General features: G+C 71.6%; 29 protein-coding genes. 18 read left to right on the top strand and 11 right to left on the bottom strand.

The genetic code is table 11. The features are described 5' to 3' along the window. Positions 1-53: 53 nt before the first annotated feature. From pstS to OG738_RS13255, 3 genes are all read right to left on the bottom strand, one after another. Positions 54-1,184, bottom strand: coding sequence for a phosphate ABC transporter substrate-binding protein PstS (gene pstS, locus OG738_RS13265; protein WP_329053994.1), 1,131 nt, complete (start codon positions 1,182-1,184; stop codon positions 54-56). Between the two features lie 225 nt (positions 1,185-1,409). Next, positions 1,410-2,315 (bottom strand): mycothiol synthase, encoded by a 906-nt coding sequence (mshD, locus tag OG738_RS13260; protein WP_329053993.1) that lies wholly within the window; start codon positions 2,313-2,315, stop codon positions 1,410-1,412. 67 nt (positions 2,316-2,382) lie between these two features. Beyond that, a complete protein-coding gene (locus OG738_RS13255) occupies positions 2,383-3,138 on the bottom strand; it encodes a response regulator transcription factor (RefSeq protein WP_329053992.1) in 756 nt (251 codons plus the stop codon). A gap of 154 nt (positions 3,139-3,292) precedes the next feature. On the opposite strand from OG738_RS13255, the gene OG738_RS13250 reads away from it, so the two are divergent. The 10 genes from OG738_RS13250 (at position 3,293) to OG738_RS13210 (ending at position 9,323) form a co-directional block, all read left to right on the top strand. Next, positions 3,293-4,192 (top strand): LmeA family phospholipid-binding protein, encoded by a 900-nt coding sequence (locus OG738_RS13250; protein ID WP_329053991.1) that lies wholly within the window; start codon positions 3,293-3,295, stop codon positions 4,190-4,192. 10 nt (positions 4,193-4,202) lie between these two features. Next, positions 4,203-4,634, top strand: coding sequence for a TlpA family protein disulfide reductase (locus OG738_RS13245; RefSeq protein ID WP_329053990.1), 432 nt, complete (start codon positions 4,203-4,205; stop codon positions 4,632-4,634). A 7-nt stretch (positions 4,635-4,641) separates the two neighbouring features. Continuing rightward, complete coding sequence (locus OG738_RS44660; RefSeq protein WP_442875897.1) at positions 4,642-4,815, top strand: putative leader peptide; 174 nt, start codon at positions 4,642-4,644, stop codon at positions 4,813-4,815. A gap of 82 nt (positions 4,816-4,897) precedes the next feature. Then, a complete protein-coding gene (locus tag OG738_RS13240; protein ID WP_329053988.1) occupies positions 4,898-5,329 on the top strand; it encodes a DUF4395 domain-containing protein in 432 nt (143 codons plus the stop codon). A 29-nt stretch (positions 5,330-5,358) separates the two neighbouring features. Next, entirely contained in the window at positions 5,359-6,195 is an 837-nt protein-coding gene (locus OG738_RS13235; protein ID WP_329053987.1) for a sulfurtransferase, read from the top strand. Beyond that, a complete protein-coding gene (locus tag OG738_RS13230) occupies positions 6,195-6,506 on the top strand; it encodes a DUF1416 domain-containing protein (protein WP_329053986.1) in 312 nt (103 codons plus the stop codon). The genes OG738_RS13235 and OG738_RS13230 overlap by 1 nt, the downstream gene beginning before the upstream one ends. 232 nt (positions 6,507-6,738) lie before the next feature. After that, on the top strand, positions 6,739-7,353 hold the full coding sequence (locus tag OG738_RS13225; protein WP_329053985.1) for an FABP family protein: 615 nt from the start codon (positions 6,739-6,741) through the stop codon (positions 7,351-7,353). A gap of 4 nt (positions 7,354-7,357) precedes the next feature. Next, on the top strand, positions 7,358-7,954 hold the full coding sequence (locus tag OG738_RS13220; RefSeq protein ID WP_329053984.1) for a 5-oxoprolinase subunit B family protein: 597 nt from the start codon (positions 7,358-7,360) through the stop codon (positions 7,952-7,954). Next, entirely contained in the window at positions 7,951-8,799 is an 849-nt protein-coding gene (locus OG738_RS13215; protein WP_329053983.1) for a biotin-dependent carboxyltransferase family protein, read from the top strand. Before OG738_RS13220 ends, OG738_RS13215 begins: the two co-directional genes overlap by 4 nt. Positions 8,800-8,897: 98 nt before the next feature. Then, complete coding sequence (locus OG738_RS13210; RefSeq protein WP_329053982.1) at positions 8,898-9,323, top strand: hypothetical protein; 426 nt, start codon at positions 8,898-8,900, stop codon at positions 9,321-9,323. Here OG738_RS13210 and OG738_RS13205 read toward each other — a convergent pair. Continuing rightward, positions 9,302-10,150 (bottom strand): aminodeoxychorismate lyase, encoded by an 849-nt coding sequence (locus OG738_RS13205; protein ID WP_329053981.1) that lies wholly within the window; start codon positions 10,148-10,150, stop codon positions 9,302-9,304. The genes OG738_RS13210 and OG738_RS13205 overlap by 22 nt on opposite strands. 135 nt (positions 10,151-10,285) lie before the next feature. Here OG738_RS13205 and ygfZ point away from each other — a divergent pair, with 135 nt between their 5' ends. From ygfZ to OG738_RS13190, 3 genes are read left to right on the top strand one after another with little or no spacing between them, the layout of a single operon-like run. Further along, the gene (ygfZ, locus tag OG738_RS13200; protein WP_329053980.1) at positions 10,286-11,416 is read left to right on the top strand and encodes a CAF17-like 4Fe-4S cluster assembly/insertion protein YgfZ; all 1,131 of its coding nucleotides are present in this window, start codon (positions 10,286-10,288) and stop codon (positions 11,414-11,416) included. A 49-nt stretch (positions 11,417-11,465) separates the two neighbouring features. Next, positions 11,466-12,032, top strand: a complete 567-nt coding sequence (locus tag OG738_RS13195; protein ID WP_329053979.1) for an RsiG family protein — start codon at positions 11,466-11,468, stop codon at positions 12,030-12,032. Next, positions 12,029-12,964, top strand: coding sequence for an asparaginase (locus OG738_RS13190; protein ID WP_329053978.1), 936 nt, complete (start codon positions 12,029-12,031; stop codon positions 12,962-12,964). Before OG738_RS13195 ends, OG738_RS13190 begins: the two co-directional genes overlap by 4 nt. A 66-nt stretch (positions 12,965-13,030) precedes the next feature. Here the strand turns inward: OG738_RS13190 and OG738_RS13185 are convergent, their stop codons facing one another. Continuing rightward, complete coding sequence (locus tag OG738_RS13185) at positions 13,031-13,927, bottom strand: hypothetical protein (protein WP_329053977.1); 897 nt, start codon at positions 13,925-13,927, stop codon at positions 13,031-13,033. Between the two features lie 207 nt (positions 13,928-14,134). Between OG738_RS13185 and OG738_RS13180 the strand changes: the two genes are divergently transcribed. Together OG738_RS13180 and OG738_RS13175 are read left to right on the top strand one after the other, a co-directional pair. Then, the gene (locus tag OG738_RS13180; protein WP_329053976.1) at positions 14,135-14,323 is read left to right on the top strand and encodes a DUF3073 domain-containing protein; all 189 of its coding nucleotides are present in this window, start codon (positions 14,135-14,137) and stop codon (positions 14,321-14,323) included. Positions 14,324-14,443: 120 nt separating this feature from the next. Continuing rightward, positions 14,444-15,298, top strand: coding sequence for a 3-hydroxybutyryl-CoA dehydrogenase (locus tag OG738_RS13175; protein ID WP_329053975.1), 855 nt, complete (start codon positions 14,444-14,446; stop codon positions 15,296-15,298). On the opposite strand, the gene OG738_RS13170 is transcribed toward OG738_RS13175, so the two are convergent. The 4 genes from OG738_RS13170 to OG738_RS13155 all read right to left on the bottom strand — a co-directional run bounded on the left by OG738_RS13170 (position 15,289) and on the right by OG738_RS13155 (position 19,731). Then, a complete protein-coding gene (locus tag OG738_RS13170) occupies positions 15,289-16,113 on the bottom strand; it encodes an ECF transporter S component (protein WP_329053974.1) in 825 nt (274 codons plus the stop codon). The genes OG738_RS13175 and OG738_RS13170 overlap by 10 nt on opposite strands. A gap of 333 nt (positions 16,114-16,446) precedes the next feature. Continuing rightward, positions 16,447-18,045: an ABC transporter ATP-binding protein gene (locus OG738_RS13165; RefSeq protein WP_329053972.1), complete on the bottom strand. Its 1,599-nt coding sequence runs from the start codon at positions 18,043-18,045 to the stop codon at positions 16,447-16,449. Then, the gene (locus OG738_RS13160) at positions 18,042-19,109 is read right to left on the bottom strand and encodes a CbiQ family ECF transporter T component (protein ID WP_329053971.1); all 1,068 of its coding nucleotides are present in this window, start codon (positions 19,107-19,109) and stop codon (positions 18,042-18,044) included. The genes OG738_RS13165 and OG738_RS13160 overlap by 4 nt, the downstream gene beginning before the upstream one ends. Continuing rightward, a complete protein-coding gene (locus tag OG738_RS13155; protein ID WP_329053970.1) occupies positions 19,099-19,731 on the bottom strand; it encodes a hypothetical protein in 633 nt (210 codons plus the stop codon). Before OG738_RS13155 ends, OG738_RS13160 begins: the two co-directional genes overlap by 11 nt. 66 nt (positions 19,732-19,797) lie before the next feature. Here OG738_RS13155 and OG738_RS13150 point away from each other — a divergent pair, with 66 nt between their 5' ends. From OG738_RS13150 to OG738_RS13140, 3 genes are all read left to right on the top strand, one after another. Then, a complete protein-coding gene (locus tag OG738_RS13150; RefSeq protein WP_329053969.1) occupies positions 19,798-20,703 on the top strand; it encodes a Gfo/Idh/MocA family protein in 906 nt (301 codons plus the stop codon). Between the two features lie 260 nt (positions 20,704-20,963). Next, positions 20,964-21,623: a VanZ family protein gene (locus tag OG738_RS13145; protein ID WP_329053968.1), complete on the top strand. Its 660-nt coding sequence runs from the start codon at positions 20,964-20,966 to the stop codon at positions 21,621-21,623. Positions 21,624-21,790: 167 nt separating this feature from the next. Beyond that, complete coding sequence (locus tag OG738_RS13140) at positions 21,791-22,462, top strand: GNAT family N-acetyltransferase (RefSeq protein WP_329053967.1); 672 nt, start codon at positions 21,791-21,793, stop codon at positions 22,460-22,462. A gap of 72 nt (positions 22,463-22,534) precedes the next feature. Here OG738_RS13140 and arfB read toward each other — a convergent pair whose 3' ends face one another. Together arfB and purM are read right to left on the bottom strand one after the other, a co-directional pair. Continuing rightward, positions 22,535-22,951: an alternative ribosome rescue aminoacyl-tRNA hydrolase ArfB gene (gene arfB, locus OG738_RS13135; protein ID WP_329056690.1), complete on the bottom strand. Its 417-nt coding sequence runs from the start codon at positions 22,949-22,951 to the stop codon at positions 22,535-22,537. Positions 22,952-22,999: 48 nt separating this feature from the next. Beyond that, complete coding sequence (gene purM / locus OG738_RS13130) at positions 23,000-24,070, bottom strand: phosphoribosylformylglycinamidine cyclo-ligase (protein ID WP_329053965.1); 1,071 nt, start codon at positions 24,068-24,070, stop codon at positions 23,000-23,002. Between the last annotated feature and the right edge of the window lie 7 nt (positions 24,071-24,077).

The raw sequence follows: 24,077 nt of genomic DNA, 5'->3' as shown, positions 1-24,077 counted from the left end.
GCTCATCAGCTAGTTCTGACCAGCCTCTATCACTCGGATCTCAGTCGCAACAGTCAGGAGATCGCCTGGACGGCGGTCAGGACCTTGGTCTGCAGCGACTGCGGGATCGGCACATAACCCTTGGCGGACAGCGGCTGCTGACCGTCGGTGGCGGCCACCGTCAGGAACGCCTTGACGGCCTTCGCAACGTCCGCGTTCGCGTACTTCGAGCAGACGATCTCGTAGGTCGTCAGCAGCAGCGGGTAGGCACCCGGGGTGTTGCTGGCGTAGATGCCGTTGAGGTCGAGCGCGAGGTCGTTCGTGCCGTCGTGCAGGAACTTGGCCGAGTCGAGGGACTTCGCCACGTTCGCCGCGTTGAGCTCGACACCGCCGGAGCCGCTGTCGATGAGGGCCGGGGTCAGGCCGTCCTTGGCGAACGCGCCCTCGACGTAGGTGATGCCGCCGTCGGAGGCCTTCACCGCGGTCGCGACGCCGTTGGAGCCCTGCGCACCGTTGCCGACGCCACCGTTGAACTTCTTGCCGGCACCCTTGGTCCAGTCGGCCTTCGCCGCCGCGCCGAGGTACTTCTGGAAGTTGTCGGTGGTGCCCGACTCGTCGGAGCGGGAGACGACCTGGATGGCCTTGTCCGGCAGGTTCAGGCTCTCGTTGCCCTTGACGCCCTTGATGGCCGGGTCGTTCCACTTGGTGATGCCACCGCTGAAGATCTTGGCGATGACCGACGGGGTCAGCGTCAGCTTGTCGACACCGGAAAGCTTGTAGGCGACGGCCACCGGGCCGACGACCATCGGGATGTTCCAGGCGGGGCTCGCGCAGCGTTTGGTGGCCGCGTCGAGGTCCGCGCCGGTGACCGGCGAGTCGGAGCCGCCGAAGTCGATCTGGTTGGCGTTGAACTGCTTGACGCCGGCGCCCGAACCGCTCGGGTTGTAGTTCACCTGCTGGCCGGAGCACTTCTTGCCGTACTGCTGCGTGAAGATGTCGATGGCGTTCTTCTGGGCCGACGAACCTTCCGCGGACAGCGGGCTCTTGCCACCGCAGGCCACGTCGGCGGTGCCGGTGGCAGCGGGCGCCGAAGCGGAGTTCGAGCTGCTGCTGTTGGACGCCGCGGGGTCGGAACCACAGGCGGCGAGCACGAGGGCGGCGCTCGCGACGATGCCCACCGCGCTCAGGGGCCGCATGATCTTCACTGCTGTTTCCTCCATCAGGAGCTTGACCGGGTCGTCGCGGCGTGCTGCCGCGCCGGATCCGGACATTAGGCAGCGCCGGTGGACGGTCGGCCCTCTCCAGATGAACGCAAAGTGAACAAGGCTCAGGATGTGAGCAGTGCTACTGCCCCGATAGCCGGCCGTGTCCCGGCCGTGACCTGCGCATTCGCGCACCGTGACGAAGTGTTCGCACGGCGTTGATCGTTGTCACCGACCGTATTGGACGTCGGTTTCGTGAGGCGTGAACCCGAGCTTGGTGTAGACCGCGAGCGCCGGGGCGTTGTCGCCTTCGACGTACAGGATGATCTGCCGCAGCCTGCGGCTCGCGAGGTACCGCAATCCGGCGAGCGTCAGCGCCCGGCCGAGGCCGCCGCCCTGCGCCGCGGGGTCGACGCCGACGACGTAGACCTCGCCGACGCGCTCGCCGTCGAAGCGGCCCGGCGTCGGCTCGTGGACCTTCGTCCAGTGGAAGCCGATGACCTCGCCTTTTCGCTCGGCGAGGAAGAAGCCTTCCGGGTCGAACCAAGCCCGCGCTTCGTCGGCGCGCAGGTCGTCGGCGGTCAGCGCGCCCTGCTCGGGGTGCCAGTCGAAGGCCAGCGCGTTGACGCGGATGACGGCGTCCTCGTCCTGCCCCGGCACGAACGTCCGCAGCGAGACGCCCTCGCGCAGCCGCGGCTCAGGCCAGTCCGCGTCCTTGACGTCGGCGTGCAGGATCAGCAGCTCGCGCTTGCGCTCCAGGCCGGTCTTGTGCGCCAGCCGCTGCGCCGCCGGGTGGTCGCCGTGCGCCCAGACGCGGAACCCGACCGCGGCCCGCTGGTCGACCGCCTCGAGCAGCTTCGCGCCGTAGCCGCGGTTGCGGTGGGCGGGGTGCACGAATAGTTCGGCGACCTGGTGGTCGAAGGAGTCGCCCGTGGTGTCGAGATGCGCGTAACCGACCACGTCACCCTCGATGCAGGCGACGAGGTGCTCACCGCCGTCGAACTCACCGGGCAGCGGCCCCTGGGCATCGACCTCGGGCCGCCCGTCGGCCTCACGCACGGCCAGCAGCAGCCCGCGGACGTCCTCGAGCTGTTTCTCGTCCAGTTCCTGGCGCCATTCGCCGTCTCCGCTCACCCCGTGACCGTACCCGCGGTCGAGGCAACGCGACGGCTTTCAGTGCGTCCTGGGAGGTGTGACGCGGTCAGTGCGCGAGTTCGGGGGTCTCCGCCGGCACCTCAGTCGGGGCTGGGGCCGGAGCCGGGGGGCGCGGTGCGACACCCTTGGCGGGCCGCTCGAACTTGTAGCCGACGTTGCGCACGGTGCCGATCATCTGCTCGTGCTCCGGGCCGAGCTTGGCGCGCAGCCGCCGGACGTGCACGTCGACCGTGCGCGTGCCGCCGAAGAAGTCGTAGCCCCAGACCTCCTGCAGCAGCTGGGCGCGGGTGAACACCCGGCCGGCGTGCTGGGCGAGGTACTTGAGCAGCTCGAACTCCTTGTAGGTCAGCTCGAGGGTGCGCTTGCGCAGGCGGGCGGTGTAGGTCGCCTCGTCGATGACCAGCTCGCCGACCCGCAGCTCGGCTTCGACCTGGGCGGAACCGCCGTCGCGGGTCGTGACCAGCCGCAGCCGCGCGTCGACCTCGGCCGGGCCCGCGGTGGGCAGCAGGATGTCGTCGGTGCGCCACTCGGCGCTCACGGCGACGAGCCCGCCCTCGCCGACGACGGCGATGATCGGCGTGGCCGCCTCCTCCTCGCCGGTGCCCTTGAGCAGCCGGCAGAGGCTCTTCGCCGAGGCCAGGTCGCTGCGGGCGTCGAGGACGATGACGTCGCGGTGGCCCGCGTCGAGCAGGGCGGTCACCTCGGGAGCGCGGACGCGTACGGTGTGCGGCAGCAGGTCCAGCGCGGGCAGCACCGAGGTGGCGTCGGCTTCCGCAGTCAGTACCAGAAGGTCCAGGCTCATCAGCCGCACCGCCTTCACAAGTCGTCGCCTCACAGGTGGCGTTTGCCGGTGCTAAGTGAGAATAGCGGTTGAACGGCCGGGCACCTAACCCTTGCTGGATCGATCACACCTGGAGAAACCCCCGGTGTCCCCGACGAACAGGAGTACGGACGCGATGGTGAGCAGGCCCGTGACCCGGGACGACCGACCCGCACCGAGGCCGGACGCGCGGCGCCGCGGACGCCGGGCCCGGCGCTGGGTGATCGCCCTCGTCGTGCTGGTGCTGCTGCTGGTCGGCGCCGATTTCGGGGCCGCCGCGTACGCCGAGCACATGATCTCCCAGAAGGCCCGCACGCAGCTCCAGCTGACCGACGACCCGTCGGTGACGATCCACGGCTTCCCGTTCCTCACGCAGGCGCTCGGTGGTGACTACAGTCACATCAGCGTGTCCGCCGCCGGCGTGCCGGTCGGCGACAAGCTCCAGGACGTCGCGCTCAACGCCGAGCTCGAAGACGTCACCGCGCCGCTGTCGGACATCACGAACGGCAACACGAAGGCGATCACGATCGGCAAGCTGACCGGCTCGGTCACGATCAAGGCCGCCGACCTGGCGCGGATCTCGCCGCTGGACAAGATCAAGGACCTGCGGATCGAGCCGGCGACCACCGACTACGTCGAGAACGGCGACAGCGGGCAGAGCGAGCCGACGCCGACCACGACGACCACCACCGGAGGCCAGGCCGACCAGGACCAGTCGAGCACCGGCGTCCGCATCTCGGGACACCTTCAGTTCGCGGGCAAGGATCTGGAAATCTTCTGCTTCGCGATGATCGAGGCGGACGCGAAGGGCGGGACGATCAACTTCCTCCCCAAGCGGCTGCAGTTCGGGAATGACCAGGAGACCACCGTCGTTCCCCAAGCGGTGCAGAAGGCGCTGATGCCGAACTTCAACGCGTCGATCAACACCAAGGACCTGCCGCTGTCGGTCACCCCGACCGGCGTGCGGGTGCAGAGCGGATCGGTGACGATCAAGGGCGAGGCGACGAACGTGTCGTTCGCGCAGCTGAGCAAGTAGGAGGCGGCCGGTGACGGGGCTGTGGGTGCTCGTGGCGGTGCTGGTGGCCGGCGTGGCCGTCGGCGCGCTGCTGAAGGCCCGCAACGGCCGGGTGCGGACCGCGCGCACCTCGCCCGCCCGGGAGCTGCCCGGCCCCGTCGCCGCCGCCCTCGACCCGGCGTCCGCCGTGACGCTGGTCCAGATCTCCACCACCTTCTGCGCGCCGTGCCGGCACGCGAAGGCGGTGCTCGAGCCGCTCGCCGAGCGGACCGACGGCCTGCACCACGTCGAGCTGGACGTCACGAACCAGCCGGAGGTCGCGCAGTCGCTGTCGGTGCTGCGGACCCCGACCACGATCGCGCTGACCCCGGATGGCCGGGAGCTGCTGCGCGTCGGCGGCGTCCCCAAGGGCCCCGAGCTGCTGGCCGCGCTGAAGCCGCATCTCACGACTCGGACGTCCTGACCAGGGCATGTCCCACGTACCGGGAATCGTCCCAAGGTATGAACGTGGTTCCCACTCTGAGGGAGCTCTGGGTACCCTCGCACCCGTGACCGGGCTGACCACCTTCTTGACGCAGCGACGCGCAGTCGACCTCTGCCGCGTCCGCAGCAGCCTGTGTCGCACCCACGCCGACCGGCGCTGAAGCACGTCCGGTCCTGCCCCAGCCCTGATGCCGCTGCCGCGTGCCGTTCGCACGCACCCCCTCTGCTCCAGCTGGAGGAACCATGTCCGCCGGACCGGCCGTCGACCCGCGGGGCCCGCGGTTCGCCGCCATCCTGACGACGATCGTGCTCGCGGTCGTCCTGGTCACCCAGTGGTGGCCGTTGCTGGCGATCCAGACCGTCGTGTTCGCCATCGGCGCGTTCGTCGGCCTGAAGCCGGCGCCCTACTCGATCGTGTACCGCACGCTCGTGGCCCCGCGCCTCGGCCCGACCGACGAGCGGGAGGACGCGGCGCCGCTGCGGTTCGCCCAGGCCGTCGGGTTCGTCTTCGCCATCGTCGGCACGATCGGCTTCGCCGCGGGGATCGCCCCGCTCGGCATCGTCGCGACGGCGTTCGCGCTGTTCGCGGCCTTCCTCAACGCGGCCTTCAACTTCTGCCTGGGCTGCGAAATGTACTTGCTGATCAAACGCTTCACCCCCGCCCGCGCGTCCTGAAGTTCAACCCCAGAAAGAGAGTCCGTTTCATGAGCCGTGAAGACGTCCTGGTCACCACCCAGTGGGCCGAGGAGAACCTGGACACCCCCGGCGTCGTGTTCGCCGAGGTCGACGAGGACACCACCGCCTACGACGCCGGCCACATCCGGGGCGCGGTGAAGTTCGACTGGCGGAAGGACCTGCAGGACGGGGTGCGCCGCGACTTCGTCTCCAAGGAGGGCTTCGAGAAGCTCCTGTCGGAGAAGGGCATTTCGAACGACGACCTCGTGATCCTGTACGGCGGCAACAACAACTGGTTCGCCGCGTACGCGTACTGGTACTTCAAGCTGTACGGCCACGACAAGGTCAAGCTCCTCGACGGCGGCCGCAAGAAGTGGGAGCTCGACGGCCGCGAGCTGAACTCCGACGAGGTCAAGCGCGACCGCACCGAATACCAGGCTCAGGACCAGGACCTGTCGCTGCGCGCGTTCCGCGACGAGGTCGTCCAGTCGATCGGCGCGAAGAACTTCGTCGACGTCCGGTCGCCGGACGAGTTCTCCGGCAAGCTGCTCGCCCCGGCACACCTGCCGCAGGAGCAGTCCCAGGTCCCCGGCCACATCCCCGGCGCGCTGAACGTGCCGTGGGCGAAGGTCGCCAACGAGGACGGCACCTTCAAGACCGAGGACGAGATCAAGGAGCTCTACAAGGACGAGGGCATCGACGAGGGCAAGGGCACCATCGCCTACTGCCGCATCGGTGAGCGGTCCTCCATCGCCTGGTTCGCGCTGCACGAGCTGCTGGGCTACGAGGACGTCAAGAACTACGACGGTTCGTGGACGGAATACGGCTCGCTGGTCGGCGTGCCGGTCGAGTTGGGAGCGAAGTGATGGCGGTTGACGACAGCTGCGGCGCACCGGCCCAGGAGGCCACGCCCGCGGACTACGACACGCGCGGCCAGGTCGTGCTGGCCGGCAAGGTGACCGGCGCGAACGGGCCGGTCGGCGGCGCGTTCGTCCGGCTCCTGGACGGCGGCGGCGACTTCACCGGCGAGGTGGTCTCGTCGGCCGACGGCGACTTCCGCTTCTACGCGGCCCCGGGCGAGTGGACGGTCCGCGCGCTGCACCGCACCGGCAACGGCGAGGCGTCCGTCACGGCGGACGGGCCCGGCCTGCACCAGCTGGCCATTTCCGTCGGCTGAGTTCGTTTCACCCGTGAAGGCCTTCCTGCTCCGGCAGGGAGGCCTTCACGGCGTTCCGGCCGGGTGACCGTGCTCACCGCGGCGACCCTGGGCCGGGCCCCGCGGCGGGTCGCGGACTAAGCTGCCAGCCGTGGAAGCCTTGTTTACGACCCTCTTGGTGCTGGCGGGCGTCGCGATCACCTGGTTCGCCGTGTACGTCGTCTACCGCCTGTACGCGGACCAGCGCTGACCGATGAGCGCCAGCGGCGACGAAGCCATCGCGGCAGCGGAGATCCGCGCGGAGAGCACCCGCGTGCGCAACCTTCCGCTGTGGGACGACCTGCCCATCCCCAACGACACCGCGAACCTGCGTGAGGGGCCGAACCTCCATGACGCCTGCCTCGCGCTGCTGCCGCTCGTCGGCGTCTGGCGCGGTGAGGGCGAGGTCGACTACCCGACCATCGAGGGCCCTCGCAAGTTCGCCCAGCAGCTGACGATCTCCCACGACGGCCGCCCGTTCCTCATCCACGAGTCCCGCTCGTGGCTGCTGGCCGAAGACGGCTCCGTCATCCGCCCCGCCGCCCGCGAGTCCGGCTTCTGGCGGCCGCAGGAGGACGACACGATCGAGCTGCTGCTCACGCACAACACAGGCATCGTCGAGCTGTACTACGGCAAGCCGCGCAGCCAGACGTCCTGGGAGCTCGGCACCGACGCACTGATCCGCACGGCCACGGCCAAGGACGTCACGGCGGCCCAGCGGCTGTACGGCCTGGTCGAGGGCTCCCTCGGCTACGTCGAGGAGCGCGCGATGATGGGCCAGGAGATGCAGCCGCACACCTCGGCCCTGCTGCGCCGCGTCGTCGGCTGACGCCGTGCGCTGGCGGCGGTGTGGCGAGGACGCCGCTCTGCTGGACTGCGACTCCCTCGACCAGATGCGGGCGGCCCACGCCACCGTGTCCGCCGCCCGCCCGCCCGGCGTCGTCGAGCTGGTGCCCGGCGCTCGGAGCCTCCTGGTCGTCGGCGGGGTCGCCGACGTGAAAGCCCTGCTCGCCGACGCCGATCTGACGCACCCGCCCGCCGGCGAGCCGCGCGAGGTCACGCTCGACGTCCGCTACGACGGCGAGGACCTTTCCCTGATCGCCGACGACGCCGGGCTGTCCACGGACGCCGTCGTCGAACTGCACACCGAGGCCGCGTACACCGTCGCGTTCACCGGGTTCGCGCCCGGATTCGGCTACCTGACCGGGCTCCCGGCGCCGTTGCGGCAGCCGCGGCTGGAGTCGCCGCGGACCCGCGTCCCGGCCGGGTCGGTGGGGCTGGCGGGCGAGTTCACCGGCGTCTACCCGCGCGAGTCGCCGGGTGGGTGGCGGCTGCTCGGGCACACGTCGGCGACGCTGTTCGACCCGCACGCCGACCCGCCCGCGCTGTTCGCGCCGGGCGACCGCGTCCGCTTCCGGGCCGTCCGATGAGGTCGCTCGAGGTCCTCGACCCCGGGCGGTACGCGCTGGTCGAGGACCTGGGGCGGCCCGGCTACGCGCACCTCGGCGTGGCGCCGTCCGGCGCGCTGGACACCGTGTCACTGCGGCTGGCGAACCGGCTGGTCGGCAACACTCCGCCGGCCGCCGGCATCGAAGCCCTGCTGGGCGGCATCGAGGTGCGGCTCACGGCCTCGGCGACGGTGGCGGTCACCGGCCCGGCGGTCCCGGTGGCCGTCGACGGCCGTCCGTTCGGCTCCCACGTGCCGGTGGTGGTGCGAGCCGGCCAGACTTTGTCGGTCGGCACGCCCACGACCGGCCTGCGCTGCTATCTCGCGGTCTCCGGCGGGATCGCCGTCGAAGAAGTGCTGGGCAGCCGCTCGCGCGACGTCCTGTCCGGCATCGGCCCCGCGCCACTGGAAGCCGGTGACGTGCTGCCGCTCGGCGCCCCGGCCGGGATCCCGGCGGGCGCGGACGTCGTCGTCCCGGCGGCGGCGCCGGCGAACCTGGTCGTCCCGGTGACGCTCGGCCCCCGCGACGACTGGCTCGACGACCCGGCCCGCGGTCTGTCGGCGTGGTGGACGGTCACGGCGGAGTCCAACCGCGTCGGCCTGCGCCTGGACGGGACCCCGTTGCGCCGCTCGATCGACGGCGAACTGCCCAGCGAAGGCGTCCTCACCGGCGCGATCCAGGTGCCGCCCAACGGGCTGCCGGTGGTGTTCCTCGCCGACCACCCGACCACGGGCGGGTACCCCGTCGCGGCCGTCGTGCGGCCGGCCGCGCTGAGCGCGCTCGCGCAGGCCCGGCCGGGTACCCGTATCCGGTTCCGGCCGTCCTGACCAAGGCGTACCGCCACGCGGGTGAGACCCCGATCACCCGGTGCACCCGTCCGCGTGAGAGCTGGAACCATGTCGCGCCGTCACCCGTCCTGATAGGCGTGGAACAGGTGACGATCAGCGGTGGCACGGGTTTCCTCGACGTGAACACGCGGGCGCGGGCGGAGCTGCCGCAGTCGCTGCGCATCGCCCTGGCCACCGGTCAGCTGCGCCGCCCGCTCGCCACCACGCTCGGCCCGGTCCTCGACCTGCTCGTCGACGGCGACTACCACGTCACCGGCCCGGAACGGCTTCCCGACGACCAGCTGCTCACCCCGACCGACGTCTGGCCGCCGTCCGACGAGGCCCGCGTCGGTTACTACCGGACCGCCATCCGCACCGGCCACCGCCCGGTCGCGGTCGTGCTGGCCGACGGCGACCGCGAGCTGATCATCGACGGCCACCACAAGATCGCCGCCTACCGCGCCGAAGAGGTCGCTCCCGCCGTCGTCCGGATCAGCCTCGGTCAGGCGTACTCGGCCTCGTAGGCGGCCACGAGCTCGGCGTACGCCGCCGAGGAGTCGGGCAGCCGTTCGCCGTCCAGCGTGTGCACCCGGGTCAGCTTGCGCACGCTCGACGCCATGAAGACGCCGTCACCCTCGACGAGGTCACGCACGGTCAGCGGCTCCACCTTGACCACCCAGCCGGCCTTCTCCGCGCCGCGGAACAGCGCGGCCTGCGTCGTGCCGGGGAGGATGCCGATGCTCGACGGCGGTGTGTAGAGCGTGCGGCCCTTGGCGAGCACCACGGTCGACGTCGGCCCTTCGAAGACCGAACCGTCGGCGGCGGTGAAAATCACATCTTCGGCACCGCGGCGCCTGGCCTCGCGCACCGCGGCCATGTTCACCGCGTACGACAACGGCTTCGCGCCGAGCAGCAGCCAGGGCGCGCGCTCGGCGAGGTCCGGCGGGAAACCGCGGTCGAGGGTGATCGCGGCGACGCCTTCGGCGCGTGCCTTCAAGATCGACGGCGGAACCTCCGAGCCGAGCGCGAACCCGGTCGGCGCGGCGGCCGGATCACCGTCGGAACCCCTGGTGTACACGAGTTTCAGCGTCATTTCGCGGCTGCCGGTCCACCGCTCGAGCACCTGCGTGACGACGCTCTCCCACGCGGCGAGGTCGGGCTCGGGGAGGTCGAGCATCGCCGCCGAGCGGGCCAGCCGCTGGAGGTGCGGGCGCAGTTCGCGGGGCCTGCCGTCGACGACCAGGATCGTCTCGAAGACGCCGTCGCCGCGTAGCAGGCCGAGGTCGTCGACCTTGATCTGGGCGGTGTCGGGGTCGGCCGGGGTTCCGTCGAGGAAGACGAGCACGCGCATGCCGACACGGTACTGCGCCGGCCGGTGCCAATCCGACCACAGCCACGGCCGAACGGCTTTGCGATAACGGTTGCGTACCGCACGTGGGTGTCGGCCTACTTTTGGCCGGATTGGCACTCACCTAGGCTGGGCGGTATGCCGTACCGCTCGCCACTGCTGGACGTGCCCGGATCGATCCCCGCCCCCGACGATCATGCCGAAGCCGGTATCTCTTGGCATTGGGGAGACCCCTTCGCGGAGCAGCGCACGGCCGCGCGCGGGGTGGTCGTGATCGACCGCTCGCACCGCGAGTTCCTCGCCGTCACCGGCGAAGAGCGGTTGTCGTGGCTGCACCTGGTGATCTCGCAGCACGTGACCGAGCTGGCCGAAGGTTCAGGCACCGAAGCGCTGGTGCTGGACAGCCAGGGCCGCGTCGAGACGCACATGGTGCTCGCGCACCTCGACGGCACCGTGTACCTCGACACCGACCCCGGCACGAGCGTGACCAGCGCGCTCCCCAAGGGCGGCCCCCAGACGCTGCGCGAGTACCTCGAAGCCATGAAGTTCTGGTCCAAGGTGGACATCCGCGACGCGACCGGCGAGCTCGCGTTGCTCACCGTGCTCGGCCCGGACGCCGAACGCGTGCTGAGCGCGGCCGGTGCCGAGGTCGGCCCGGAGCCGTACGCGGTCTCGGCGCTCCCGGGTGGCGGCTTCGCGCGGCGGATGCCGTGGCCGGGCCGGAACAGCGTCGACCTGGCGGTGCCGCGGGCCGCGCTGCTGGACTGGTGGAAGCGGCTCACCGACGCGGGCGCCCGCGCGGCCGGCAGCTGGGTGTTCGACGCCCTGCGCGTCGAGTCGCTGCGGCCGCGGCTGGGCATCGACACCGACGACCGCACGATTCCGCACGAGGTGGGCTGGGTCGGCTCGGCCGCGCACGTCGCGAAGGGCTGCTACCGCGGCCAGGAGACGGTGTCGAAGGTCCACAACGTGGGACGCCCGCCGCGCAACCTCGTCCTGCTCCACCTGGACGGTTCGCCCGAGGTCACGCCCGAACCCGGCGACCCGGTGCTGCTCGACGGCCGGACCGTCGGCCGGATCGGCACCGTGATCCAGCACCACGAGCTGGGGCCGATCGCGTTGGCGCTGGTCAAGCGCTCGACGCCGGTCGGTGCCGAGCTGCTGGCCGGGTCCGAGGACAACCTCGTCCAAGCCGCGATCGACCCGGATTCCGTCCCGTCCGAGCAGCCCGCCCCCGGCCGTGCGGCGGCAGCGCAACTTCGTGGCTGAAGGAAAGCCCCTGACAGCGAGATCACGCTCAACCGGGATAAACTGCGCTGTGATCGAAGTGCGGCCCGGCGGCAGGCGGCGGATCGACCGCGTGCTCGGCCCGGGGTACCTCAGCGGCCTGGGTGAACTGCCGCTGAAGGTGCTGCGCGAGCGGCGCGACGAAGCCGCGCAGGAAGAGACGGATCTGTCCTACCTGCGCCGTCTCCTGCACGCCCGGATCGACATCGTCCGAGCCGAGCAGGCGCGGCGCAGCTCGGGCGGCGAGTCGAGCATCGTCGACCAGCTGGCCACGATCCTGGCGGACAACGCGCTGGGCCCGGCCGCGGGTTCCGGGCGCCACCAGCAGCTCGAACCGTCGCGCGCCGGCGAGCACCGGCGGCACGCCGAAGCCCTGATCGGCGACACCGACCTGACCGACGTCGAGTCCTTGACGGACGAGAAGCTCGCCTCCGCTTTGGACACCTACGCCAGCGAGGAGCTGTCGGTGTCCTCCTTCCGGCGCGAGGTCCAAGGCGTGATGGACACGCTGAACGCGGAGATCGCGAAGCGCTACCAGCAGGGTTCGGCCACTGTGGACGAACTGCTGGAGAACGAAGGCGGGCGCGGCGAGCAGTGACGAACCCGGTCCTCGCCGAAGTCGTCCGATCCGGTTTCGTCGAAAGCGTCCACCGCGGCGCGCTCGTGATCACCGGCCCCGAAGGTGACGCCCGCCTCGCCCTCGGCGACGTCACCTCGCCGTTCTTCCCGCGCTCGTCGAACAAGCCGCTGCAGGCCGTCGGGATGCTCCGCGCGGGCCTGGACTTCACCGGCGAAGACCTCGCCCTGGCGTGCGCGTCGCACTCCGGCGAGCCGGGTCACGTGAAGCAAGTCCTCGAGCTGCTCGCCGCGGCCGGACTTCAGGAAGACGACCTGGCGTGCCCACCCGACTTCCCGCTGCACGTCCCGAGCATGCGCGACGCCGCCGAGCCGCGGCGCGTGATGATGAACTGCTCGGGCAAGCACACGGCGATGCTGACGACGTGCGTCCGCGCGGGCCGGCCGACCTCGGGGTACGAGGCCCCGGACCATCCGCTGCAGCAGGCGATCGCGTCGGCGGTGTCCGAGCTGACCGGCGAGCCGATCGCCCACACGGGTGTCGACGGCTGCGGCGCGCCGCTGTTCGCGTTCTCCCTGACCGGGCTGGCCCGCGCGTTCGGGCGGGTGGCGCTCGCCTCGTCCGGACCGGAGCATTCCGTGGCGACCGCGATGCACGCGCACCCGTGGCTGGTCGCGGGAACGGGCCGCGAGAACACGGAGCTGATGTCCGCCGTGGACGGTCTGGTGTCCAAGGGCGGCGCGGAGGGCGTCCACGCGTTCGCGCTCCCGGACGGCTTCGCGGCGGCGATGAAGATCGACGACGGCAACAAGCGGGCCTGCGCGCCACTGGTGGTCGAGGCGTTGCGGTACTTGGGCGTGGACGTTGCGGGGCTCGAGGGTCTGGCCCTCGGCTCGGTGCTCGGCGGCGGGCGCCCGGTGGGCGAAGTGCGAGTGCCGGAGCTGCGCGGCTGAGCAGCCCCCGTTTTCCACGCTATCGGTACGCACCGACAGTTTCGGGGACGGAAAGCGTCGCCCCGGCTAGTTCGAGCTTTCCTTCGCTGCCAGGTCGCCCCAGAACTCGCGCAGGTCGGAGAACAGCTCCGCCAGCTCCTCGACGTTGCCCGAGCGCAGGGCGTCCAGGATGTCGTGCACCTCGTCCGCGGTGTTGTCGGACTCCAGGATCGGGTCCGCGAACAACTGCACCAGCCCGCCGTAGTCGAGCTCGACCACCGAGTCCGCGTGGAAGTTGTCCAGCCAGCGGCGCGTCTCGAACAGCACGCGTCCCGGGCCCGAATCCCCGAACGTCTGCTCCAGCAGCTCGCCGGCCTCGCGGGCCCGGTGCTGCGCGTCGGCGAGGGTGGTGCGCCACGAGAGCTCGCGCTTCGGGTCGTCGCGGCCGCTGCCGAGCACCAGCCGACGCTCGTCCGGGTCGATCAGCACGAACCACGGCAGCGGGACGGTCCAGGTCGTCGACAGCGTGTGCGACGCCGACGTGCTCAGGTCGGCCATCGCCGACTTCGTCCGCGCGCGGATCGACTCCTGGGTGAAGCCGCCCTCGTCGAGGACGACGTTCTTCAGCGCCGGGTGCGCGTCGCCGAGGAAGGTGACCAGCGCGGCGGCCGACCGGGCCCGCAGTTCGAGCGGGCAGACGAACGGCCCGTGCTCGCCCTTGCCGTCCGGCACGTCTTCGGCGGCGAGCACCAGGACGTCGGTCTGCAGGCTCGGCGCGGGACGTCCGTCGGCGAGCTCGGCGGGCAGCAGCCGCCGTGGCGCGGCAACCTGTGACTTGAGCCACATGGCCTGCTCGCGCGCGCCCGCGTCCGTCGGCCGGAGCTTGGCCGCCGCGACGGCCGCACGCAGCCGTTCGTCCGGCGGGTCGCCCAGGGCGAGCAGGGGTTCGTACACCCGCAAGTAGGCCACGAAGGGACGGAGCACGAGTAGATCGTGGCACGCCTACCTGCACCGATCGCCACCGACCGGCCGGTAACCGGTGTCCGGCGGACACTGTCACCACCGGCACACCGTGCCACGTCGCATCGAACCCCCCGGACACGGTACGGTGTGAGCAGGAAAGAATTGTCGAGACGATGCGGGGCCGCCGATTCCCCCGGCCGCCCCGCCCCTGTGCGAGGGGGTCGAGCCATGGGGCGCGGCCGGGCTAAGGCCAAGCAGACGAAGGTGGCGCGCGAGCTCAAGTACAGCTCGCACGAGACCGACTTCGATGCTTTGCAGCGCGAGCTGTCGAGTAACTCCTCCAGTGTCCACCACGAGGAGTCCGACAGCGATGATCAAGACCCGTACGACGACGGGTACGACGAGTACCGTCGTTGAGCACGCGTAACCGCGCGAGGGCGTAGCCGGGACACATCCGGCGACCGCCCTCGCGTGCTGCGTGCTGCCCACAATCGTGTCAAGAGCGCGGGTCTGCGAAGCGGATGAAGGAGTGAGCCGGTGGTAAGTCGGGTTGGAGTCGTCGGGGCGGGCCTCATGGGGTCCGGCATCGCCGAGGTGCACGCGCGGTCCGGATTGGACGTCGTGGTCACCGAGGTGAACCAGCCGGCGCTCGACGCGGGCAAGGCCCGGATCGAGAAGTCGCTGCAACGCGGCGTCAAGAACGGCAAGCTCTCCCCGGAGGACGCCGACGCGGCGCTGAGCCGTCTCCGCTTCACGACGGACATCGCCGAGTTCGCCGACCGCGAACTGGTCGTCGAGGCGATCCTCGAGCAGGAGCAGGCGAAGGTCGACGTCTTCCGCCAGCTCGACAAGATCGTCGAGGCGGAGGACGCGCTGTTCGCGTCCAACACGTCGTCGATCCCGATCATGAAGCTGGGCATGGCGACGAGCCGGCCGCAGCAGGTGGTCGGCATCCACTTCTTCAACCCGGTGCCGGTGCTGCCGCTGGTGGAGCTGGTGCCCTCGCTGCTGACCAGCGAGGAGACGGCCCGCCGCGCGGAGGAGCACGCGACCACGGCGCTGGGCAAGACGGTCATCCGTTCCCAGGACCGCGCCGGGTTCATCGTGAACTCGCTGCTGGTGCCGTACCTCCTTTCGGCGATCCGCATGATCGAGTCGGGCTTCGCGTCGGCGGAGGACATCGACCGCGGCATGGAGCTGGGCACCGCCCACCCGATGGGGCCGCTCAGGTTGTCGGACCTGATCGGGCTGGACACGATCAAGGCCATCGCGGACTCGATGTACGCGGAGTTCAAGGAGCCGCTGTACTCGTCGCCGCCGTTGCTGCTGCGCATGGTGGACGCGGGCCTGCTGGGCAAAAAGTCCGGCCGGGGCTTCTACTCCTACAGCTGAGTCTCGTCGAACCGCACGGGCGCATCGAACGCGGCCCGCCTGGCGGCGCGCCTCAGCACCGCCAGGACGGCCGGCCCGAGCAGGACGATCGCGACCGCGTTCGTGATCGCGCGGCCGGTGTCCCAGCCGAGCGTCGAAGTCAGGACGGTGAACACCGCGAACCGGTGCAGGTTGTCCAGCAACGGCGCACCGGCCACGAACGCGAGCTGGGTGTCGGCGCTGGCGAGGAACGGCCACGACCACAGGCTCATGAGGAGCCCGAAGAAGTAGGCCGCGAAGACGCCATACGCCACGAGCAGGACGATCTCCGCCTTCCCCCGCGGTTTCCGCGGCAGCAGCCCGGCACCGAGCCCGATGAGCGAGGACGCGAGCATCTGGAACGGCAGCCACGGCCCGACGCCGGCGGTGAGCAGCGCGCTCGTGAACAGCGACGTCGAGCCGAGCACGAACCCGAAGCCCGGCCCGAACACCCGCCCGGCGAGCACGAGCAGGAAGAACACCAGCTCGATCCCACCGGTCCCGGCCCCGAGCGGCCGCAGTCCGGCATTGACTGCCGAGAGCACCCCGAGGAGGGCGAGCGCTTTGGCGTCGATGCCCCCGCGGGAGATCTCGGCGAGGACGACGAGGATCAGCACCGGCAACGTCGCCATGAAGACGAAGGGCGCGTCGACGGTGTGCGCGGCTGCCGTCGGCGAGGGGTGCGCGAAGAGCGGCCAGCAGAACATCGCGAGGCCGAGGACGGTCGCGGTGCCGAGGACCAGCGCGGGCTGAAGGGTGACGCGGACAGCGCGCGACGGGCCGAGGAAGTCGGTCATGCCGCCGCCCCAGCCACGCTCGGCGGGCCGAGGACGGTCACGACGCCACCCAAGCCACGCGCGACGGGCCGACGGAAGCCGATCACGCCACCACCTCCCAAGCTGAGCGCGACGCGCCGAGAGAGTCGGTCATGCCGCCGCCGCGGCCGCGCGTGGCAGGCCGACGAAGCCGGTCACGCCACCATCTCCCAAGCCGCGCTCGCCAGGCACCTCGGCCGGCGAGCCCGCGTGGCAGGCCGAGGCGGCCGCTGAGCGATCCGAGGCACCAGGCACCCGCCCGCACCTCCGCAGTCGGTGTCCCCCGCCCCGCCCCCACCCCCTCCGCCTTCGTCCTCATGCCAACGCCTCGGCGACCTCGTCCACCGTCAACCACCGCTCGGGCGCCAGGATCTTCGCCACCTGGGGCGCGAACGCCGGGGAGGCGACGATCACCTCCTTGGTCGGGCCGTCCGCGACGATCTCGCCCTCGGCCATGACCACCACGCGGTGGGCCACCGTTGCCACGAACTCGACGTCGTGGGTGGCCAGCAGCACCGCGTGGCCCTGCGAGGCCAGCTCTCGCAGGGTCGCCGCGAAGCGCCGTTTCGCGTGGTAGTCCAGGCCGCGGGTGGGCTCGTCCAAGAGCACGACCGGCGGGGCCGACGCCAGCTGGACCGCCAGCACCAACGCCAGTCGCTGCCCTTCGGACAGGTCGCCGGGGTGCGCTTCACCGGCGATCCCGGGGGCCAGCCGGTCCAGCAGCGCCCGGGCCGTGCCCGCCGCGACCTCCGATTCGGTGTCGGCCTGTGCGCACTCGGCGTCGACCGAATCGAGGTACAGCAGGTCGGCCGGGGTCTGCGGGACCAGCCCGACGCGCTGACGGGCCACTCGTGGCTTGAGCGACGCGGGGTCCGCGCCTCCGACGTCGACCTTCCCCGCCGACCTCGGGCCGCTGCCCTGCACCGCCCAGAGAAGCGACGACTTGCCGGAGCCGTTGCGTCCCATCAGCGCGACCACTTCCCCCTGCCCGACGCGCAGGTCCACCCCGCGCACCGCCAGGACATCTCCGTATCGGACCACCACCCCTCTCACGTCCAGTGCTTGACCGGTCACCGAGAGAGTAGAACCCACCACCGACAATTTCTGGAGGCGCGAGCGCAGCGGCCCCGCGACCCGCCGCGCGTCCCGCACCGACAACGGCAGCGGCGACCATCCCGCCAGCCGCCCCAGCTCGGCGATCGGCGGGGCGATCGACGACGTCGCCAGGATCTCGGCGGGCGGCCCGGACCGCACCGAACCGTCGCCCGGCAGGTACAGCAGCCGGTCCGCGTACTGCGCTACCCGCTCCATCCGGTGCTCCGCGACGACCACCGTCGTCCCGAGGTCGTGCACCAGCCGGGTGATCGCCGCCAGCACGTCCTCGGCCGCCGTCGGGTCGAGTGCGGACGTCGGCTCGTCGAGCACGACCACCGCGGGGTGCGCCGTCAGCACCGAGCCGATCGCGACGCGCTGCTGCTGCCCGCCCGACAGAGTCCGAAGTGGACGGTTCCGCAGTTCCGCGATCCCCAGCAGGTCGAGGGTCTCCTCGACGCGCTTGCGCATGACTTCCGGCGCCACCGCGAGCTGCTCCATCGCGTACGCCAGCTCCTCCTCGACGGTGTCCGTCACGAAGCCGGCCAGCGGGTCCTGCCCGACGACGCCGACGACCGAAGCCAGCTCACGCGGTGGGTGAGAAGCCGTGTCCAGCCCGTTCACCAGCACCCGCCCGGCCAGCAGGCCGCCGGTGAAGTGCGGGACGAGCCCGTTGACCGCGCCGAGGAACGTCGACTTGCCGGCCCCGGTCGGCCCCGCGACCAGGCACAGCTCACCCTCCTCGACCTGCAGCGAGACGTCCGAAAGCACCGGCCGCGAGGCGTCCGGGTAGGTCACCGTGACCCGCGAGAACTCGATCACCGAACCACCTCCGACGAAGGCGGGCGAGGCGCCACGAACGCCGGCAGGACCGCGACGAGCAGGGACACCACGTGCACCAAGGAAACCTCCGGCCACCGCAACGGGCTCAACGAGGGGTACAGGTTCGCCGGATCGACCCGCGCCGAGACGAACAGCAGGACACACGACCCGACGCCCGCGAGCACGACGAGCGTCTCCGGCCACCGCCACGGATCGGGCCGGTACGCCGTCCGCCGCACCCGCCGGCCGCCGAGGACGAACCCCGCGACCGCCACCGCCAGCCCCACCGCCAGCAGCGGCACGCCGAGCCACGACGACGTCCCGTCGAGCACGCCGTAGACGCCGACGCACACGCCGACCAGGCCGAACAGGACGCAGGACGCGATCAGCACCCGCACGCCAGGGCTCAGGTACGCCCGGCGCCCGTAGCCCCGGGAGTCCATCGCGGCCGCCAGCCGCAGCGAGCGGTCCATCGCGTCCTCCAGCACCGGCACCACGATGCCCTTGACCGCCCGCGGCCCGCGCGTCCGCCCGGCCCGCAGCCGCCGGGCCCGTCGCACGCGCTGGACGCTTTCGACGAGCTGCGGTGCCACGGTCAGGGCCACCGTCACCGCCGTGCCCACCTCGTACAGCGCGCCGGGAACCGCCTTGAGCAGGCGTTTCGGGTTGGCCAGGGCGTTCGCCGCACCGACGCAGACGATCATCGTCGCCAGCCGGAGACCGTCGTAGAACCCACCGAGCAGCGCCTCCGCCGACGTCGGCCCGAGCAGGGACAGCCCGGCGGCCAGCGGGATCCGCGGCAGCGTGAAGAGCACGTGCCCGCCGTCGCCGCCGTCGACCAGGATCCGGAACAGCACGCGAGAGGCGACGATCAGCGCGCCGACGTACGCGTACAGCCGGAACGCCAGCGCCCAGGGCGCGTCACCCCGCCGGTTCGCGACGACGAACCCCGCGACGGCGATGATCAGGCCGAGCAGCAGCGGGTTCGTCGTCCGGCTGGCCGCGACGGCCAGCGCGAGCGCCCAGACCCACCAGGCGCCGGGGTGCAGCGCCCTACTGCGCACGCCGGCGGCGCATCGCGACGACCACGCCCGCGCAGCCGACCAGCACGATCACGACGGCCCCGATGACCAGGCCCCACGGGAACGAACTGCCTTCGCTCGCCGGAGCGGGCGCCGGAGCAGCAGTCTGCCGCACCGGGGCGACGCGAGGCGGGGTCGGCAGGTCGTTCGCCGACTTCGGCCGCGCGAACGCCCAGCCCTCGAAACCGTTCGGCGCCGGCTTCGACGTCTGCGCGCCCTCCTGGCTCGGCACCCAGGCCCCGCCCGCCGACGCGTGCCAGTAGCTCCAGTACGCCGTCGCCGACGGCATCCCCGCGCACGACTCGACGTCCGGCCCGGGCTTGCCGTCGATCCGGCAGGCCACGGCCAGGCCGTACTTCTGCGAGCCGGCGACGTCGATCCCGGCCTCCTGCAGGGCCGCGATGCCGTTCGCGGGCGTGCCGGGCGCGCAGCGGACGAGCGGCTGCGGGCCCAGGTCGCCGAAGTCGACGACCACCGTCACCCCCGCGCCCTCGGCGCAGGACCCGTCGGTGCCGGTCGCCGAGGCGGGCGCGGCGCCCGCGAAGGAGGCGCCCAGGAGAAGGACACAGACGGCGGAGAAACGGGCGAAGCGAGCGGCGATCATGCAAGAACCTTAACCAGCGGCGGACGCGGTTCCGGCGCGACTGGCGACACACCTAGACTGCGGCCCGTGGGACAGCTCATCGCGGACGGACAGCTGCGGGTCGGCCTGATCGGCGCCGGCCCGTGGGCGACGACCATCCACGCGCCCGGCCTGGCGGATCACCCGGGCACGGCGCTGACCGCGGTCTGGGCCCGGCGGCCCGAGGCCGCGCAAGCGCTTGCGGACACGCACTGCGCGGTCGCCGCGAGCAGCGTCGAGGAGCTGTTCGAGCAGGTGGACGCGGTCGCGCTCGCGGTTCCACCGTCGATCCAGGCCGAGTTGGGCGTGCGCGCCGCCGAAGCCGGCAAGCACCTGATCCTGGAGAAGCCGATCGCCGCCGACCTCGCCGGTGCGCGGCGGCTGGCCGACGCCGTCGCGGACGCCGACGTCGCCGCGCTCGTCGTGCTGACGCTGCGGTACTCGGCGCAGACCCAGGAGTGGCTCGCCGGGCTCGCCCAGGCGGGCGGCTGGGCCGGAGGCGGCGCGCGGTGGCTGTCCGGCGCCCTGCTCGGCGGCCAGTACGCGGCCTCGGAGTGGCGCCAGGACGACGGCGGCGCGCTGTTCGACATCGGCCCGCACGCGCTCGACATGCTGGACGCCGCGCTCGGCCCGATCACCGAGGTCGTCGCGGCCCGGCAGAGCCCCGGCGACCTCTGGCACCTGATGCTCGCGCACGAAAACGGCGTGGTCAGCACCGCGACGCTCTCGCTGCGGCTGCCGGTGCAGCCGACCGTGGTCGAGGTTGCCGTCTGGGGGCAGCACGGCTACCGGACGCTCGGGCGCAAACCGGGCTCCGCGCAGGAGTCCTACACCGCGCTCCTGGACGACTTCGCGGCGATGATCGCCAGCGGCACCACGAGGCACCCGTGCGACGTCCGGCGCGGCCTGCACCTGCAGAACCTCCTCGAGCAGGCCCGCAAGCTCGCCGAGTAGTACACAGGCCCGGTTCCCGGGTTTGCGTTGTGAAGTAAGAGTTCCTCACAAACTCTCCGATTTCTTCCACAGGGTTGTCCACATGCTCCACTGTGGACAGTGCGCCTCCCGACCGAACCACGGAAAGACAAACGCCGCCACCGGAAAGATCACCGAATAGTGCGGCCTGCTCGGACTGCCGAGTTGATCTTGCGATGCGAAGGTGATCTTGGGAGGGCACGCGCATCGAAGGTTCTTGAGGGGTTCGAGAGAGGAAGCGCATGGAAGCCCTGCTGCGCGCCTTCTGGGGGATGATTCCGATTTCGGCCATCGCGCTGCCGTACGCGCTGCTCGGCTGGCCACTGCTCGCGGCCCGGCGCCGCCGACGGCTCCCCGCTCGCTACGCGACCGCGACGGCCGGTGTCGACAGCGCCGTCCTGCTCATCGCCTTTCTGGTGCTTTGCCTGGTCACGATGCCTGTCGGCGACTCCGGCGAGAGCACGCTCGACCTCGTTCCCGGCGCCGACATCACGGCGGCCTTCGCCGACGACGGCTCACTCTGGCAGGTGATCGGCAACGTCCTGCTGCTCAGCCCGCTCGGTGCCCTGCTCCCGTTGCGCATGCGCCGCCTGCGCACGCTGCTGCGGGTCGCGCTGGCGGCGTTGATCGCGTCCGTGCTGGTGGAAGGTACGCAATATCTGATCCACACCGGCCGGGTGACCTCGACCGACGACGTCCTGCTCAACACCGCGGGCGCGACACTCGGCGCGGCGTTGAGCCGGCGCGGCTGGCGTTCGCTCGACCTGCCACCGTCGCCGGCCCCGGTCGTCATCCCGGTGCAACGCCGGACGATCTGCGAGGCACCAGCGCTCCGGATGCGGGTCCCGCGCTCGGTCTGGGACACGCGCTACGCGGCGATCGCGCACCAGGAGCGCCAATAACCGCTTGCCCGCCATGCCAAGCTGGGCGGGAAGAGCCCCTTCGAGTCAAGGACTGACCGCCGATGACTGACGCCGCCTCCGGCGTCGGCCTCCGCTAGGCCCGACGCCCAGCGTTCCGCCTGCCCATCCCGGGCCGCGGTTCCTTGACGTGCTTTCGAAAGGCTCGAATGTCTGCCATCCAGGCCTGCGTCCGCAAGACGGCGCCGCGCGGCCGCGAAACCGAGCGGGTCGGCCCGTTCCTGGCCACCTACTCGCCCGGCACGGCGCACCCGATGCTCAACTACGCGATCCCGGACGACGGCGCGCGGCCGACGGCGGCCGAGATCGACGCGCTGACCGAGGCGTACCGGCGGCGGGGCCTGCTCCCGCGGCTCGAGTACTTCACCGACGCCGCTCCCGACCTGGAGAACCTGCTGGTCGCGGCGGGGTACGGGCTCGAACGCCGGGTGCCGTTGATGACCTGCACGCCGGCCGGGTTCGTCGACCGGCCCGCGCCGGCGGGGATCCGCCTGCGCGCACCGGAGTCCGGCGAGGACATCCGGCGCATGCGGTCGGCGCAGAACACGGCGTTCGGCGAACCCGCGGAGATCGGCGACGAAGAGGTCGAGCGACTGAAGTCCGCGACCCAGACGCGGCACCTCCTGGCGGAGGACGTCGCCACCGGGGCCGTGGTCGGCGGCGGCCTCGCGCTCGAAATCATCGACGGCACCACCGAGGTCGCCGGCATCGCCATGCTCGAGCCGTACCGCGGGCGTGGTATCGCCGCGGCGCTCACCGCGCGGCTCACCCGCGAAGCGCACGAAGCCGGTGCGCACACGGCGTTCCTCACCCCCCGGTGACCTGGGGATCGGGAACGTCTACGCCCGCGTCGGTTACCAGCCGGCGGGCGAATGCGTGCACCTGGCGCTGAGCTAATCGTCGAAGCGGCCGGCGCGGCCACGCTTCACGTCGCTCCGGCGCTTCTTCGACGCCAGGCGGCGTTCCTTCGAACCGCGGGACGGCTTCGTGGGACGCCGCTTGGCGGGCGGCGGGGCCGACGCGTCGAGCAGGAGGTTCGCCAGGCGGCCGCGCGCGGCTTCGCGGTTCTGCAGCTGCGAGCGGTGTTCGCTCGCCGCGATCGTCAGGACGCCGTCGACCAGCCGTGAGCCGAGCCCGGCCAAGACGCGGTCACGCAGGTGTTCGGGGATCGACGGCGACGAAACCACGTCGAAGGACAGCTCGACCCGCGAGTCCGTGGTGTTGACGCCCTGGCCGCCCGGGCCGGACGAGCGGGAAAAGCGCTCGCTCAACTCGGCTCCCGGGATCACGAACCGGGAGCCGACCACCACGTCTTCGGCTGCCACATCCTCAAGTGTGCCAGCCGCACCAAGGGAGTTTCAGAACCGCGGGTGATCGCCCGAAAGCACCGCGCGCGGGCCGTCGACGTCGCCCGCGGGCTGGACGTCGCCGAGGATCCACGCGGGGACGTGCCGCGCGGTCAGCATGGCCAGCGCCCGGTCGACGTCCTCGGCACCGACGATCGCGACCATGCCGACGCCCATGTTGAACGTCTTCTCCAGCTCGGCCCGCTCGACCTTGCCGCGCTGGCCGATCAGCGCGAACACCGGCGCCGGCGTCCAGGTGCCGCGTTCGAGCCGGGCAACCAGGCCGCGCGGCATGACGCGGGCCAGGTTGGCCTCCAGGCCACCACCGGTGATGTGCGCGAACGTCCGGACCTCGGTCTCGGCGGCCAGCGCGAGGCAGTCCTTCGCGTAGATCCGCGTCGGCTCCAGCATCTCCTCGCCGAGGGTGCGGCCGAACTCCTCGACGTGGCCGCCGAGCGGCATCCGCGCGATGTCCAGCAGCACGTGCCGGGCCAGGGAGTAGCCGTTCGAGTGCAGGCCCGACGAGCCGAGCGCGAGCACGACGTCACCCGGGCGGACCTTTTCCGGCGAGAGCAGCTGCGACGCCTCGACGACGCCGACGCCGGTGGCCGACATGTCGTAGTCGTGCTCGCCCATCAGGCCGGGGTGCTCGGCGGTCTCGCCGCCGAGCAGCGCGCAGCCGGCCCGGACGCAGCCCTCGGCGATGCCGCCGACCAGCGCGGCGATCTTCTCCGGGTGCACCTTGCCGACGGCGATGTAGTCCTGCAGGAACAGCGGCTCGGCACCGGTCACGACCAGGTCGTCGACGACCATGGCGACCAGGTCGATGCCGACCGTGTCGTGCTTGTCCAGCGCCTGCGCGACGGCGATCTTGGTGCCGACGCCGTCGGTCGACGACGCGAGCACCGGCTCCTTCCACTTGTCGAGCTTCAGGGAGAAGAGCCCGGCGAAACCGCCGACGCCGCCCAGGACCTCGGGGCGCGTGGCCCGCGCGGCGTGCGGCTTGAGCAGCTCGACGGCTTGGTCGCCGGCGTCGATGCTGACCCCGGCGGCGGCGTACGTGGCGCTCGTGGACTCGCTCACGGTGGAA

The sequence above is a fragment of the Amycolatopsis sp. NBC_01488 genome (assembly GCF_036227105.1).
Classification (GTDB): domain Bacteria; phylum Actinomycetota; class Actinomycetes; order Mycobacteriales; family Pseudonocardiaceae; genus Amycolatopsis.
This window is presented reverse-complemented; position numbering and strand designations above follow the sequence as displayed.

Coding starts and splice junctions, on each gene's coding strand:
- OG738_RS13205 (WP_329053981.1), bottom strand. CDS start 10,150: ATGCGCGTGCTCGTCTTCCTCGACGGAACCCCGGCCGACCCCGACACC.
- OG738_RS44660 (WP_442875897.1), top strand. CDS start 4,642: ATGTCCCACGTACCGGGAATCGTCCCAAGGTATGAACGTGGTTCCCAC.
- OG738_RS13170 (WP_329053974.1), bottom strand. CDS start 16,113: ATGACCGACTTCCTCGGCCCGTCGCGCGCTGTCCGCGTCACCCTTCAG.
- OG738_RS13225 (WP_329053985.1), top strand. CDS start 6,739: ATGAGCGCCAGCGGCGACGAAGCCATCGCGGCAGCGGAGATCCGCGCG.
- OG738_RS13230 (WP_329053986.1), top strand. CDS start 6,195: ATGGCGGTTGACGACAGCTGCGGCGCACCGGCCCAGGAGGCCACGCCC.
- OG738_RS13140 (WP_329053967.1), top strand. CDS start 21,791: ATGTCTGCCATCCAGGCCTGCGTCCGCAAGACGGCGCCGCGCGGCCGC.
- OG738_RS13250 (WP_329053991.1), top strand. CDS start 3,293: ATGGTGAGCAGGCCCGTGACCCGGGACGACCGACCCGCACCGAGGCCG.
- OG738_RS13255 (WP_329053992.1), bottom strand. CDS start 3,138: ATGAGCCTGGACCTTCTGGTACTGACTGCGGAAGCCGACGCCACCTCG.
- ygfZ (WP_329053980.1), top strand. CDS start 10,286: ATGCCGTACCGCTCGCCACTGCTGGACGTGCCCGGATCGATCCCCGCC.
- OG738_RS13235 (WP_329053987.1), top strand. CDS start 5,359: ATGAGCCGTGAAGACGTCCTGGTCACCACCCAGTGGGCCGAGGAGAAC.
- OG738_RS13180 (WP_329053976.1), top strand. CDS start 14,135: ATGGGGCGCGGCCGGGCTAAGGCCAAGCAGACGAAGGTGGCGCGCGAG.
- OG738_RS13240 (WP_329053988.1), top strand. CDS start 4,898: ATGTCCGCCGGACCGGCCGTCGACCCGCGGGGCCCGCGGTTCGCCGCC.
- OG738_RS13215 (WP_329053983.1), top strand. CDS start 7,951: ATGAGGTCGCTCGAGGTCCTCGACCCCGGGCGGTACGCGCTGGTCGAG.
- OG738_RS13155 (WP_329053970.1), bottom strand. CDS start 19,731: ATGATCGCCGCTCGCTTCGCCCGTTTCTCCGCCGTCTGTGTCCTTCTC.
- OG738_RS13145 (WP_329053968.1), top strand. CDS start 20,964: ATGGAAGCCCTGCTGCGCGCCTTCTGGGGGATGATTCCGATTTCGGCC.